This is a genomic window from Streptomyces scabichelini (assembly GCF_011045015.1).
Classification (GTDB): domain Bacteria; phylum Actinomycetota; class Actinomycetes; order Streptomycetales; family Streptomycetaceae; genus Streptomyces; species Streptomyces scabichelini.
In genome coordinates this window covers 1-12,819 of the sequence record NZ_JAAKZY010000272.1, presented here as the reverse complement: position 1 = coordinate 12,819, position 12,819 = coordinate 1, and the positions used below count along the sequence as shown (strand labels likewise).

The following is a 12,819-nucleotide window of genomic DNA, read 5'->3' as shown; positions in this document are numbered from 1 at the left end:
GCCGGGGCGATCGCACGGGGGGCTTCGGGGCCCGTACCAGCGTGGCGCTCATACCCGTACCTCCCCGTGGTGAACGGCCGCATCGTGCTCGATACGGCCGTCCCGTACGCGTACCTCGCGGGGCAGGGAGGCCGCGATGTCCCGGTCGTGGGTGATGACGACCACCGTGGTGCCGGCGCGGTTGAGTTCGCGCAGGAGGGCCATGACGACCGCGCCGGAGCGGGAGTCGAGGGCGCCGGTGGGTTCGTCGGCCAGGAGGAGAGGCGGGTCGCCGACGACCGCGCGGGCCAGGGCGACCCGCTGCTTCTCGCCGCCCGACAGCTGATGCGGCTCGTGGCCGAGGCGGTGGCCGAGACCGACCCGGACCAGGGCCCGTTGCGCGAGCCGCCTGCGCTCGGCCCGCGGGCGGCCGCTGTAGAGCAGGCCGTCGGCCACGCTGTCCAACGCCGGTACTCCGCGGGCCAGATGGAACTGCTGGAAGACGAACCCGATCGTGCGGGCCCGCAGCGCCGACAGTTCGCGGTCGCTCAGCCGGGCGACATCGTGGCCGTCGATGCCGACGGTCCCGGAGGTCGGGCGGTCCAGGGTGCCCATGATGTGCAGCAGCGTGGACTTGCCGGAGCCCGACGGGCCGACGACGGCGAGGAGTTCACCGCGCCGCACGACCAGGTCGGCCCCGTCCAGCGCGGCCACGTCGCCGTACGTCTTGGTGACGTCGCCCAACTCGACGATGGGATACGTCACTTGGGCACCCCGACCTTGAGACCGGCCGTGACTCCCTGGCCCGACACCTCGACAAGGCCGTCGGAGAACATGCCGAGCTTCACGGGCAGATACTGCGTGCCGTCCGCCCGCACGGCCTCCACCGCGTAGCCGCCCTCGCGCAGCGCGACCAGCGCCTCGACGGGCACCGCCAGCACGTCCTCGCGGGTCTCCGCCTCGAAGGCGACGTCGACGGGGGCGGCCTGGTAGCGGCCCAGCTTCCTCTGGTCCTCGACGGTCAGCGTGACGGGCAGCGTGGCGTCCTCGCCGCTCTGCTGCTGGGCCTCGCCCTCCTGCGCGGGCTCCGCGGTCACCGCCGTGCCGACCTCGGCCACCTTCGCCTCGGCGGTACTGCCGTCGGGCAGCGTGACCGTTGCCCGCGCCCCTTCCCCGGAGACCAGGTCCTCGTCCTTGACGGCGAGTTGAACGGTGACGGTCCGTTCGGTGCCGGTCCAGGTCAGGACCGCACCGTTCGGCGGAGCGCCCAGGGCGGCCTGCACCTCGGTGACGCGCCGCGCTCCCGGGGCGACCACCGCGTCGCCCGGCTGAACCGTGCCGGTCTCCTCGCGGCCCAGGTCCTCCTGCCAGTCGCGTACGGCGTCGGCGGTGCCCGCCGTGTACGCGTCGTCGACGGTGAAGCCGCCGTAGCCGAGCGCGGAGAGGTTCTTCTCGAGGAGTTCCACGTCCCTGCCCTCGGCCCCGGCTTCGAGCGGTCGGTACAGCGGCGTCGCCCCGTACAGCAGCGGCACCTTCTTCTCGTCGGCCCGGTAGACGGGCTCCCCGCGCTCGACGGTGTCGCCCTCGCCGGGCAGCCAGGTGACGACGCCCTGTCCGGAGGCCTGCGCGGGGGTGGCCTCGCCGTAGCCGAGGGTGCCGTCGAGCGTTTCGCTGCGGGTGAGGCTGGTCTGCTTCACCTCGGCGGTCTTCGGGGGCCCGGACGCCGCATCCGAAGCCGTGGCCCCGTCCTCCGTACCGCCGAACACCCCGGTCGCCGCGGCCACGGCAGCCGCGGTGACGGCCACCGCCGCGAGCACGGCGAGGGCGATACGGAGGGGACGGCGCCGTCGGCGGGCTGGCGCGGCTGGAGGCTCCTCAGCGACGAGGGACGCTTCCGACGTGGCCGACTCGACGGCGGCAACCTCGCCGGACTCGGCCGGTGCGAGGGCGGCAGCCCCCTCGGACCTGTCGGCCGGTACGACGACACTGGCCCCCTCCGGACCACCCGCCGATTCGGCGGCGACGGCCGTGGCCTTCTGACCGTTCACGCTCACCCCGTCTCCTCCTCGTTGCCGTTGCCGCCGCCGAAGCCGAGCTGGTCGCGGCAGGCGTCCAACGCCGTTTCGAAGTCGGGGTCCCCGGTGGGCATGGCCCCCGGGTCGAAGCCCTCCGGACCGGGGTCGGCCATGTCGACGTCGTTGTCCCGCATGCACTGCGCGAACTCCTGCATCTGCTCGGGGTCCGGCTCCTGGCCCGCCCGGTCCTGGAGGGACTGCGGCGCCTTGTCCCCGCAGGCCTCCATGGCCTTGGTGAGCGTGTCGCGGTCGATGTCGCCCTGGGCGAAGCCCTGCATGTTCAGCTCGCCCGTCGCCGGATCGGGGTCCTCGACCTCCAGCCCCTGGTCCCGCAGGCAGTCCACGAACTCCTGCGCCTGCTCGACCTCGCTCCCGTCCGCGGCCTGGTCCGCACTGTCGGAACCGGACTCGCTCTGCGACTCGCCGACCGACGCGACCTCCGGCCCGCCGTCGTCACCGCCCCCGCTGCAACCGGCCAGCAGCCCGGCCGCGAGCAGTACGGCGGCGGGTGTGGCGAGCACTCGGGCCCGCAACCTCCTGCGCATCGTCGCCCCTTCTCGTCGATGTCCCGCACGGGCGGTTCCCGTACGACGAGAAGGAGGCTGGCCCCGCAGAGTCAGGGGACCCTCCGCCGAACCTCAAAGCCCGCTGGTAATCACTTCGGGTTCTACCGATCCCACCGCGAGGTCCGCGTTCCGCAGGGGCAGGAGCAGCCGGAACACCGCCCCCGGCCGGTCCGCCGCCAGGTCCACACGCCCGCCGTGCGCCCCGGCGAGGGCCGCGACGATCGACAACCCGAGCCCGCTCCCGCCGCCGCTCCCACCGTCGCCCCGGCCGTCGCGCGAGCGGGCCGTGTCGGCGCGGTAGAGGCGCTCGAAGACGTACGGGGCGTGCTCGACGGGCACCCCGGGCCCGGTGTCCGCCACCTCGACCAGCGCCGCGGGAACCACCGACGGCAGCGGGTCCCCCGCGGCGGCCACGGCGGGACCGAGGCCGCCGGGCGCCGCGACGTCCACCCGTACCGTGATCCGCGCGCCGGCCGGGGTGTGCCGCTCCGCATTGGCCAGCAGATTGGCCAGCACCTGCCGCAGCCGCAACGGATCCCCCTCCACCACCACGGGCCGCATCGCCCCCGTCAGGCATACGTCCCGCTCCGGCGAACGGGCATGCAGATCCCGTACGACATCGGCGGCCAACTCCAGCAGATCGACCGGGCGTTGCTCCAGATCCCGCTGTTCGTCGAGGCGTGCGAGCAGCAGCAGGTCCTCCACCAGGACGCCCATCCGGGCCGCCTCCGCCTCGATGCGGCGCAGCGCGTCCGTCCGGTCGCCGCCGCGCCGGCTCAGCTCGGCGAAGCCGCGGATGGAGGTGAGCGGGGTGCGCAGTTCGTGCGAGGCGTCGGCGAGGAAACGGCGCAGCCGCTGCTCGGAGGCGGTACGGGCGGCGATCTCCCGCTCGACGCGGCCGAGCATCGCGTTCATCGCCCACCCGAGCCGTCCGGGTTCGGTGTGCGGGTCGGTGCCGTCGACACGCCGCCGGAAGTCGCCCGCGGCGATGGCGTCGGCGGTGGCCTCCATCCGCGTGAGGGGCCGCAGACCGCCCCGTACGACGAGCGTGGCGACGCCCGCGAGCAGGGCGAGCACCATCGTCATCACGAGCGCGTCGATGAGCAGCAGCCGGTCGGTGGTCTCCTCCACATCGGCGAGGGAGACCGCGGTGACCATCAGGGACTCGCCCGCATCGTGCACGGACACGCGCCAGTCGGCGCCCGACTCCCCCGGCACGGTGAACACGTCGCCGTCACGGGCGGCGAGCGCGTCACGCTCGGGCAGCCGGGGGTCGGGGCCCTCCGGGGCCTGCGGAATGCCCGTACGGGTGTTCCCGGCGCCGCTGTACACGTAGATCCGGAATTCCCCGCCGAACCGCTCGGCGAGAAACGTCAGGAACGTGGCTTCGTCCTCGGCCCGGCCCAACCGCTGGGCGAAGAGTTCCTGCGCGGCCGCGTCGGGGGGTGCGCCGCCCGAGCCCTTGGAGCCGTCCGCTGCCAGATTCCGGTCGACCCGGTTGATCAGGTAGTTCTCCAGCAGAACGAGCCCGGTGGCGTTGGCGGCGAGCAGTGCCAGCGCGGCGAGCCCGGTGGCCGCGAGCGCAAGCCGGGCCCGCAGGGTCCAGTGCCGCCAGTGCCGCCGGTCCCGCCAGTGCCGCCGCCGGAAGCGGCCCTTGAGCTGACGTCGGATCATTTCGGCGCCCTGAGCACGTACCCGACTCCGCGGAGCGTGTGGATCAGCGGCACCGCGCCGTCCGCGTCGATCTTCTTGCGCAGGTAGTAGACGTAACTCTCGACGATCCGGGTGTCGCCGCCGAAGTCGTACCCCCAGACGCTCTGCAGGATCTGCGCCTTGCTGACCACCCGCCCGGCGTTCTCCATCAGATACGCCAGCATGCGGAACTCGGTCGGGGACAGCTCCAGTTCGCGCCCGTCGCGCCGTACGGTGTGCGCGGCCTCGTCGAGTTCGAGGCCGGCGCAGCGCAGCAGGGGCTCGGGCTCCGGCTCCTTGCGCCGCGTACGGCGAAGGATGGCGCGGACCCGGAGCACGACCTCCTCCAGGCTGAACGGTTTCGTCACGTAGTCGTCGCCGCCCGCGCTGAGCCCCTCCACCCGGTCGCGCACGGTGTCGCGGGCGGTCAGGAAGAGCACGGGTGTCTCGCGGCCGTCGCGGCGCAGGATGCGGGCGACCTCGTAGCCGTCGAGGTCGGGCAGCATCACGTCGAGCACGACGAGGTCGGGCGGGGCGGTGTGCGCGGCGTTGAGCGCCTCGACGCCCGTACCGGCGGCCGTGACGTCGAAGCCGACGAGCCGGAACGTCTCCGACAGCAGGTCCCGGATGTTCGGCTCGTCGTCCACGACGAGCAGCCGGGCGGAGGTTTCGGCCTCGGTGGCCGGGGGGTCCGTTCTGAGCGAACTGATCACGCCCTCACAGCTACCGGCTCCGCCTCAAAGGACCCTGAGAAGCGGCTGGGAAACCCTTGAATTCGCTGTGGATCTGCTTGGTGCCCAGGTGCCCAGGTGCCCGGGTGCCAGGTGCTCAGGACCCGCGCCTCAGCAGCCGCTTGAGCCCGTAGATGACGAAAAGCCCGGCGGCGAGAGCGATGGCAGCCGTCTTGAGGTTGTCGTTCGCCCCGTCACCCTCACCGTCCCCGTCGGCGGCCGAACCCCCCTCATCCGAGGGGGACTTGCCGTCCTCCGCGCCGGGGACGCTGCCGGGCTCGACGGGGCTCTCGTCCCCCTCGGTCCCGTACAGCAGCGTGGACCCGTCCGGGGTGTACGTCACCGACTCGCCCTGCCCCTGGAGCGGCACGCTCAGCCGGCCCTGTCGCTTCGGCTTCCCGTCGTTCCACTGGTACGCGATCCCGCCGAAGTAGCCGCGTACGGCGAGTTGCCCGCCGTCGGGGGAGAAGGCGGCGTCGGTGGTCCACAGGTCGATGGGGGCGATGGGCTTGAAGACGTTGGTGCCGGAGGTGGAGAGCTGCGCCGGCCCGTCGTACAGGTGCCCGCCGTCCTCCTGCTTGTCGATGATGTAGACCCGCCCGGTCTTGGGGTGCACGGCGAGCGACTCGGCGTCGCGGGGGCCGTCGGAGTACTTCACCACGTACTGCGTGGCCCGGATCGTCCGGTCCTTGAGCTGTTTGGGCTCGGGCAGGCGATAGACCCACACATAGGACCACTCCACACCGTCGTTGTCGCCGATGTCGCCGACGTAGATCTCGTTGTCCGGGCCGATGGAGATGGCCTCGATGTCGCGCGGGGTGCCCACGCCGGTCATGGTGATCGTCGCGACGGTGTCGCCCGTCTTGCTGTCGATGGCGTAGAGGTAGGCGCCCTCGTCCTGGTCGTTGTGGGTCCAGTAGATGCCCTTGTGCTGGCGGGAGGCGGCAAGCCCGCTGGACTCGGTGATCCTCGGGTCCTTGACCGTGAACCCCTCCGAGCCGTCGTCACCGTCAGCAGTGGCGGAAGCGGCGGCGGGCGCGCCGAGTGCGAGGACGAGCAGGGCTCCGGCGAAGAACGACAGGGAACGGCGCATGTACCCAAGCGTGCCATCCCGGCCCGGCGTTCACGCAGGGTGTTCAGCTTCACACGGCCGCACGCTCCGGCTCGCGCCGTGGTCAAGGATGATGAGCGGATGCTCAGGTTCATGCCCGTCGGCGACTCCCAGACCATCGGAAGCGCGGGCGAACACACGTGGCGTTACCGGATGTGGCAGCACCTGCGCTCGACGTACGGCGGCCCGTTCCGCATCGTCGGCCCGCGCGAGACGCTCCACGACAAGGCGACGGAGACCTCCGACTCGTACGAGTACGCCGACCCGGACTTCCCCCGCGCCCACCTGGCGGGCTGGGGCGAGGGCTGGCTCCACATGACGCCGCTGATCGCCGAGGCGGTGCGTGCACAGCGGGCGGACGTCCTGCTGGTCTCCCTGGGCCTGATCGATCTGGGCTTCTATTCGGACGCGGACCGGACGGCGGCGAACGTACGCCGCTTCATCACCGAGGCCCGCTCGGCCAACGCCCGCGTGGGGATGGTCTTCCTGCCGGTCATCCCGAACGTGCGGGCGGAGTCGGACGCCGCCTTCGCCACCGAGGTCGCCCACTTCAACGAGCTGTTGGCGAAGGCCGTGGCGGACCTGGACGAGCCGTCGTCCCCGCTCCTGCTGGCCTCGGTCCCGGAGTCGTACGACGTCAATCTGGACACGGACGACGGCACCCACCCGAACGCGCACGGCGAGCACAAGATCGCGGCCGCCTTCGCCGAAGCGATGTACCAGGCCTGGGACTTGGGCGAGCCGTACACGCCGTCCCCCTGACGCCACGTGAACGCGGAAGCCCAAACCCAATCGGAATGATCGTCGAAACATTCGAGGATTTCGGGCCGGATTCCGGTCTTCCCATCGAAGTGTTTCGGTCGGCCAATTTGAAGTGACGGACGTAGGGCGTCTTTGAGCAGGCACGATACCGTCCTCATCGCCCTTTGGTGGGAGGGAAGGTTTCGTAATCATTGCCGAAACCGTTGACAGCATCAGAGGTCCCACCAACACTGACGGCACCAAGAGCCCCCACAGACCGTCACGAGGAGGACGTATGCACGAGGACGACGTGCCCGCCCGCCAAGTCAGCCGCAGGACCTTACTCGGCGGCGCCGGCGCTTTGGCGCTGGCCACGACATCCGGGCTGATACTGCCCGGCACCGCGCACGCGGACACGACCATCACCACGAACCAGACCGGCACCCACAACGGCTTCTACTACTCGTTCTGGACCGACGGCGGCGGCCAGGTCTCCATGACCCTGGCATCCGGCGGCAGTTACCGGAGCTCGTGGACCAACTGCGGGAACTGGGTCGGCGGGAAGGGCTGGAGCAACGGCGGCCGGAGGACGGTGCGGTACTCGGGAAGCTTCAACCCCTCGGGCAACGGCTATCTGACCCTCTACGGGTGGACGTCGAACCCGCTCGTGGAGTACTACATCGTCGACAACTGGGGCAACTACCGGCCCACGGGCACGTACAAGGGCACCGTCACCAGCGACGGCGGTACGTACGACATCTACCAGACGACGCGGTACAACGCCCCGTCCGTCGAAGGCACCCGGACCTTCAACCAGTACTGGAGCGTCCGCCAGTCGAGGAGGACGGGTGGAAGCATCACCACCGGAAACCACTTCGACGCGTGGGCCCGCGCCGGAATGCCGCTGGGCAACTTCAGGTACTACATGATCCTCGCGACCGAGGGTTATCAGAGCAGCGGGAACTCCAGCATCACGGTGAGCGGCTGAGCGGCTGAGCAGCTGAGCGTCCCGCCGGATCTCGCCGGATCCCGCCGGGAGAGCAATGGGCAGGGGGGCGTGCCTCCGTACGGAGGCACGCCCCCCTGCCTCCTTACGGGGCGTGCCCCGCGGGCGCGGCTGTCTCACGGGTCTGCCTCAGCCTTGCCGCGTGCTCGTTCGTTCGTACGTCGTAGGTCATGAGCTTCGGCAGGCACAGGGCCAGAGCCCCCACCGCCGCCACGCACAACACGCCGCCGGACCAGACCGAGGTTCGTACGGTCGTCCAGGCGGCCATGCTGCCCGCCCGGACCTGCCCCAGCTGAGGGCCGACGGAGTAGGAGAGGAGCTCTATGCCGGCCAGGCGACCGCGCAGCTCGTCCGGGATCGTCTGGTTCCACATGGCCGCGCGGAAGATTCCGCTGACCATGTCGAAGCCGCCGGCGAGGGTGAGGAAGCCGAGCACCAGCCAGACGTTGTGGGCCGCGCCCGCGGCCACCATCGCCAGGCCCCAGCACGCCGCCGCCAGAACCACCATCCGGCCGTGGCGGTGGACCCGTGAGGTCCAGCCGCTGGTGAGGCTGACCAGGAGCGAGCCGGCCGGGATCGACGCGTACATGAGGCCGAGGGACCATTCGGCGCCCAGGTCGTCCGCGAGGAACGGGAGAACGGCGAGGGGGAAGCGAGGAACATGGCGGCCAGGTCGATCGTGTACGTGCCCAGGAGCTCCTTGCGGCTCCACGCGTAGCGCGCGCCCTCCGCTATGGACCGCAGGGACGGTTTGGCCGCCTCGTGAGCGGCCGGTGACGCGGCCAGGCCGAGGGCCAGGACGACCGAGACCGCGAAGGTGACGAGGTCCGCGGCGTAGGCCCAGCCGAGCCCCGCGTACGCCACGACGAGGCCCGCGACGGCCGGGCCCGCGACGCCGCCGATCGTCCAGCGCAGGGAGTTGAGCGCGGCGGCCGCCGGCAGGTGCTCGTGCGCGACGATGCGCGGCACGAGCGCGTCCAGCGCGGGCCGCTGGATTGCGACGAGCGCGGCGGACAGCGCGGCCACCGCGTACAGCGGCCACACCACCGGACGCGGCAGCAGCGCGTTGAGCAGCAGACCGGCGCTGAGCAGTCCCTGCCCCACCTCCGTCCAGAGGATCAGCTTCCGTTTGTCCAGGGCGTCGGCCAGCGCACCGCCGTACAGACCGAAGACGATCAGCGGTACGAGTTCCGCGGCGCCGATCGCGCCCACGGCCACCGCGGATCCCGTGAGCTCCTTCATCTGCACCGGAAGCGCCACGAAGGTCAGGAAGCTGCCGAAGTTGGTGACGATTCCGGCGACCCAGAGCCGTCGGAAGTCGGGGGAGGTCCGCCATGGGGCCAGGTCCGGCAACAGCGCGCGTAAGCGTCCGGCGGGAGGCGGGGGAGAGGGGGCGTCGTCGGAGGTGGTCACGACCGGTCATGTTCCGGCGCGGCTCCCCGCGGAGACAAACGCTTTTCGTCAGCTCGGATCAGATGCGGTACCCCCCAACCGCACCGGCAGCTCGAACAGGTCGTTCTGCGTCACCACCGGCTTGTTGCGGAGCTGACCCGGTGGGACCGCCAGGTCAAGGTCCGGGAAGCGTTCGTACAGCGCGGGGAGTGCGACGGCCGCCTCCAGGCGGGACAGCGCCGCGCCGGGGCATACGTGCGGGCCGTGCCCGAAGGAGATGTGACGGTTCTCGGAGACGCGCGTGATGTCGAACTCGCCGGCCGAAGGCCCGTGGGCCTTCTCGTCCCGGCCGATCGCGGCGTACGACACGATCAGGGCGTCTCCCGCGGGGAGGACCTTGTCACCCACGGGCACGTCCTCCGTCGCGAACCGGATCAGAACGTGGGACGTGGGGGTCGACCAGCGCAGCGTCTCCTCGATCACCGACGGCCAGTCGGCGGCCCCCGCAAGGACCAGCTCGCGCTGATCGGGATGCGTGGACAGGTTCACGACGGCGTTGACGATGAGGGAGATCGTCGTCTCATGGCCGGCCGCGACCATCAACTGGAGCGTCGAGACGATCTCCTCGTCGGTGAGGTGGTCACCGTCCTCGGAGGCGAGGATCAGCGCACTGGTGAGATCGTCGCCGGGAGCGGAGCGCTTCGCCGCGACCGTCTCCGCCATGACCTCCGCCAGCTCCGTGAGGGTGGCGATGACCTCTTCCGGCGGCGTCTGGGTCGAGAAGAACTTCTCGAACAGCTCCTTCAGGCGGGGGAGTCGGGACTCCTCGATGCCCATGAGGTCGGCGATGACGTACATGGGGAGCGGGTACGCGAACGCCGCCTTCAGGTCGACGACATCGGCGGCGTCGGCGGCGTCGGCGCCCTGGGGAAGCGCGTCGAGGAGATCGGTCGTCAGCTTGGTGATCCGCTCCCGCATCCGCTCCACGCGCCGCGGCGTGAGCGCCTGCGCGACGAGCGTACGCATCCGCCGGTGCTCCGCACCGTCCACGGTGAGCATGGAACGGCCGGGGTTCGCGAGCCCGATCAGCGGCCAGTCCGGAGGGATCTCGCCGCGCTGCCAGGCGCCCCAGACGTTGATGTCCTTCACCAGCCGGGGATCGGTGAGGAGTTGTTTGGCCTCGGCGTGGTGCGTGACCGCCCACACGGGAACCCCACCCGGTAATTCCACGGCGGCCAGCGGCCCCGCGGCGCGCAGCCGGGCGCTCTCCCCGTCGAGGTCGGTGACGAAGGGGTCGAGGGCGATACGGGCGGCCGAGGCGGCCGGGCTCGTCTCGGTGGTCGTCATGAGCAGAGGCCTCCAAGCAAGGTCGTACGGCAGTCAGGCACGGCAGTCAGGCACGGCAGGCACGGCAGTCAGGCACGCGGTCGGGTCGTGCGGCGGTCAGGTCGTACGGCGGTCAAAGCGAGTTGCCCAGCCTGCCCGGCTCGCCCAGCGCAGAAGTCGGCGTGAATCTCACCGGCAGCTCCGTCAGGCCCCGCAGCCACGGCGACGGACGGCGCGTGAGGGACTCGGCCGGTACGGCCAGGTCGATGTCGGGCAGCCGGTCGAGGATCACCTCGATGCCCGTACGCGCGATCACCTCGGCGACCTCCTGGGCCGGGAACGGGCAGCGGTGCTCGCCGTGGCCGAAGGAGAAGTGCGCGCTGTTGCCGCCGGTGAGGGCGGAGCCGTCGACGCGTACCTGCGGATCGCTGTTGGCGGCCTGGAGGCCGAGCAGCAGCAGATCGCCCGCGTGGATGCGACGGCCGCCGAGCTGGGTGTCGCGGGAGGCCCAGCGCCCGGCCACGTTCTGCGTGGGCGTGTCCTCCCACAGCACCTCGTTCATGGCCTCGGCGACACTGTGCCGGCCGCCGAACAGCGAGGCCGCGAAACGGTCGTCCGTCAGCATCAGCCGCAGCGAGTTGCCGATCCAGTCGGCCGTCGGCTGGTGACCCGCGGCCATCATGACCATGAGGTCCTGGGTGATCTCCTCGTGCGTGAACCCGGCGGTGTCTTCTGGATGTCCCGCGGCGAGCATGCGGCTGACCACGTCGTCCGCGGGCCGCGCCGCCCGGTCCGCCAGCAGCCGCGCCATGGACGTGGCGAGGTGCGTCTGCCCCGCGATGGCGTTCTCCCGCCCGTTGATCATGTCGTTCAGGGCGGTGACCAGGCCGGGGCCCTGCTCGTCGGAGAACCCGTAGAGCGTCGCCAGTACGCGCACGGGGAGCAGCATCGCGTAGTCCGCGACGATGTCCGTCTCGCCCTTGGCGCAGATCGCGTCGATCAGCTCGTCGGCGAACTTCTCGGCGTGGGCGCGCAGTTCGAAGGGGTCGACGGCTTCGAGGGCGTCGCTGATCATCGCGGCGCGCTCACGGTGGCGCTCGCCGACCGTGTAGAGAATCGACGGCTGTTTGCGGCCGATCATCGGCAGCAGCGGCCAGTCGTCGGGGATGCGCGGCCACTGGCTCCACAGATCGGAGTCCCGGCTGAACAGCACCGGGTCGCCGGTCACTTGGTGCAGCTCGCGGTAGCCGAGGACGAGCCACGCCGGTACGTCGCCGTCGAGCAGCACCGGCGCCACGGCACCGTGCTCACGCCGCAACTCCCGGTACAGCTCGGCGGGTTCGGTCTGGAACCGGGGCCCGCCCAGGGGAACGGGGTCAGAGGTTACGAAGTCCAACGAGCACCTGCTCCAGGATGTCGGGATCGGGGACGCCGGAGAAAACGCCCTTGCGCGGATGGCGCGCGCTGACGCGGCCCGCGGCGAGGAGGTCGGAGAGCAGGATCCGGGTGATGCTCACCGGCAGCCGCAGCTCGGCGGCGACCTCCACGACCGCCGTCGGCCGCTCGCACAGCCGCAGGATCGCCGCGTGCTCGGACTGCATGCCCGACACCGGATCGCACTCGGCCACGACCAGTGTCACCAGGTCGAACGGGGTGTCGGGCGCGGACCGGCTGCGCCCTGCGGTGAGGGTGTAGAGCCGGTCGGGCGTGTCGTCCCTGCCCGGGCGGCTCATGACGTACGCGGCTGCGCGCTCAGGTGTCCGCCGAGCTGCTCCACGAGTTCGCTCATGTTGTGCCCGACGAGCCCGGCGTCCGCGTCCTCGTCGGTGACCACGGCCAGGTGCACGCCCGCGCCCGCCTCGACGATGAACAGGACCCCGCCGTAGAACTCGGCCATCGCGGACCGTATGCCCCCGCTGCCGTCCCCGAACTCCATGGACGCCCCGTGTGTCAGCGACTGGATACCGGCGGCGATCGCGGCCAGCTGATCGGCCTGGTCCACGGTGAGTTCCGCCGTACGGCACAGCTTCAGCCCGTCACGGGAGAGCATGAGCGCGTGCCGAGCGCCCGGAGTGCGTTCCATCAGCTCTTCGATGAGCCGACTGAGCTTCTCGTCGTCGGCGGTGGCGGTTGCGGCGGTAGCGGTCGTGCCGGTCGGCCCGGTCATGTGGTGGGGTCGCCTTCCGGGTGGGGGGTGGCG

At 71.2% G+C, this 12,819-nt stretch carries 12 protein-coding genes and 1 pseudogene; 2 read left to right on the top strand and 11 right to left on the bottom strand.

Translation table 11 applies throughout. The features are described 5' to 3' along the window. Window positions 1–48: 48 nt before the first annotated feature. The 6 genes from G5C60_RS45155 to G5C60_RS45130 form a co-directional block, all read right to left on the bottom strand. On the bottom strand, window positions 49–744 hold the full coding sequence (locus tag G5C60_RS45155) for an ABC transporter ATP-binding protein (protein WP_338146114.1): 696 nt from the start codon (window positions 742–744) through the stop codon (window positions 49–51). After that, the gene (locus G5C60_RS53860; protein WP_338146113.1) at window positions 741–2,033 is read right to left on the bottom strand and encodes a peptidoglycan-binding protein; all 1,293 of its coding nucleotides are present in this window, start codon (window positions 2,031–2,033) and stop codon (window positions 741–743) included. Before G5C60_RS53860 ends, G5C60_RS45155 begins: the two co-directional genes overlap by 4 nt. Next, window positions 2,030–2,599: a hypothetical protein gene (locus tag G5C60_RS45145; protein ID WP_165269118.1), complete on the bottom strand. Its 570-nt coding sequence runs from the start codon at window positions 2,597–2,599 to the stop codon at window positions 2,030–2,032. Before G5C60_RS45145 ends, G5C60_RS53860 begins: the two co-directional genes overlap by 4 nt. Before the next feature lie 93 nt (window positions 2,600–2,692). Then, entirely contained in the window at window positions 2,693–4,294 is a 1,602-nt protein-coding gene (locus G5C60_RS45140; protein ID WP_165269116.1) for a sensor histidine kinase, read from the bottom strand. Then, on the bottom strand, window positions 4,291–5,025 hold the full coding sequence (locus tag G5C60_RS45135) for a response regulator transcription factor (protein WP_420907470.1): 735 nt from the start codon (window positions 5,023–5,025) through the stop codon (window positions 4,291–4,293). The genes G5C60_RS45140 and G5C60_RS45135 overlap by 4 nt, the downstream gene beginning before the upstream one ends. A 115-nt stretch (window positions 5,026–5,140) precedes the next feature. Next, window positions 5,141–6,136, bottom strand: a complete 996-nt coding sequence (locus G5C60_RS45130; protein WP_165269114.1) for a WD40 repeat domain-containing protein — start codon at window positions 6,134–6,136, stop codon at window positions 5,141–5,143. Between the two features lie 99 nt (window positions 6,137–6,235). Between G5C60_RS45130 and G5C60_RS45125 the strand changes: the two genes are divergently transcribed. Both G5C60_RS45125 and G5C60_RS45120 read left to right on the top strand, forming a co-directional pair. Then, window positions 6,236–6,916, top strand: a complete 681-nt coding sequence (locus G5C60_RS45125) for a GDSL-type esterase/lipase family protein (RefSeq protein ID WP_165269112.1) — start codon at window positions 6,236–6,238, stop codon at window positions 6,914–6,916. A gap of 274 nt (window positions 6,917–7,190) precedes the next feature. Further along, window positions 7,191–7,883 (top strand): glycoside hydrolase family 11 protein, encoded by a 693-nt coding sequence (locus G5C60_RS45120; protein ID WP_165269110.1) that lies wholly within the window; start codon window positions 7,191–7,193, stop codon window positions 7,881–7,883. 103 nt (window positions 7,884–7,986) lie between these two features. Here G5C60_RS45120 and G5C60_RS45115 read toward each other — a convergent pair. The 5 genes and pseudogenes from G5C60_RS45115 to G5C60_RS45095 all read right to left on the bottom strand — a co-directional run bounded on the left by G5C60_RS45115 (window position 7,987) and on the right by G5C60_RS45095 (window position 12,786). Next, a pseudogene (locus G5C60_RS45115) lies at window positions 7,987–9,245 on the bottom strand (MFS transporter). Window positions 9,246–9,362: 117 nt separating this feature from the next. Beyond that, window positions 9,363–10,640: a cytochrome P450 family protein gene (locus G5C60_RS45110; protein WP_165269108.1), complete on the bottom strand. Its 1,278-nt coding sequence runs from the start codon at window positions 10,638–10,640 to the stop codon at window positions 9,363–9,365. Window positions 10,641–10,752: 112 nt separating this feature from the next. Then, the gene (locus G5C60_RS45105; RefSeq protein WP_420907471.1) at window positions 10,753–12,042 is read right to left on the bottom strand and encodes a cytochrome P450; all 1,290 of its coding nucleotides are present in this window, start codon (window positions 12,040–12,042) and stop codon (window positions 10,753–10,755) included. Continuing rightward, window positions 11,996–12,352: a DUF742 domain-containing protein gene (locus G5C60_RS45100; protein ID WP_165269104.1), complete on the bottom strand. Its 357-nt coding sequence runs from the start codon at window positions 12,350–12,352 to the stop codon at window positions 11,996–11,998. The genes G5C60_RS45105 and G5C60_RS45100 overlap by 47 nt, the downstream gene beginning before the upstream one ends. Then, window positions 12,349–12,786 carry a roadblock/LC7 domain-containing protein gene (locus G5C60_RS45095; protein WP_165269102.1) on the bottom strand — a complete coding sequence of 146 codons (438 nt, stop codon included), beginning with the start codon at window positions 12,784–12,786 and terminating at the stop codon, window positions 12,349–12,351. Before G5C60_RS45095 ends, G5C60_RS45100 begins: the two co-directional genes overlap by 4 nt. Window positions 12,787–12,819 lie beyond the last annotated feature (33 nt).

Bases quoted from the DNA above. Each gene is read 5' to 3' on its own strand.
- G5C60_RS45120 (WP_165269110.1), top strand. From the start codon at position 7,191: ATGCACGAGGACGACGTGCCCGCCCGCCAAGTCAGCCGCAGGACCTTA.
- G5C60_RS45140 (WP_165269116.1), bottom strand. From the start codon at position 4,294: ATGATCCGACGTCAGCTCAAGGGCCGCTTCCGGCGGCGGCACTGGCGG.
- G5C60_RS45095 (WP_165269102.1), bottom strand. From the start codon at position 12,786: ATGACCGGGCCGACCGGCACGACCGCTACCGCCGCAACCGCCACCGCC.
- G5C60_RS45110 (WP_165269108.1), bottom strand. From the start codon at position 10,640: ATGACGACCACCGAGACGAGCCCGGCCGCCTCGGCCGCCCGTATCGCC.
- G5C60_RS45125 (WP_165269112.1), top strand. From the start codon at position 6,236: ATGCTCAGGTTCATGCCCGTCGGCGACTCCCAGACCATCGGAAGCGCG.
- G5C60_RS45100 (WP_165269104.1), bottom strand. From the start codon at position 12,352: ATGAGCCGCCCGGGCAGGGACGACACGCCCGACCGGCTCTACACCCTC.
- G5C60_RS45130 (WP_165269114.1), bottom strand. From the start codon at position 6,136: ATGCGCCGTTCCCTGTCGTTCTTCGCCGGAGCCCTGCTCGTCCTCGCA.
- G5C60_RS45145 (WP_165269118.1), bottom strand. From the start codon at position 2,599: ATGCGCAGGAGGTTGCGGGCCCGAGTGCTCGCCACACCCGCCGCCGTA.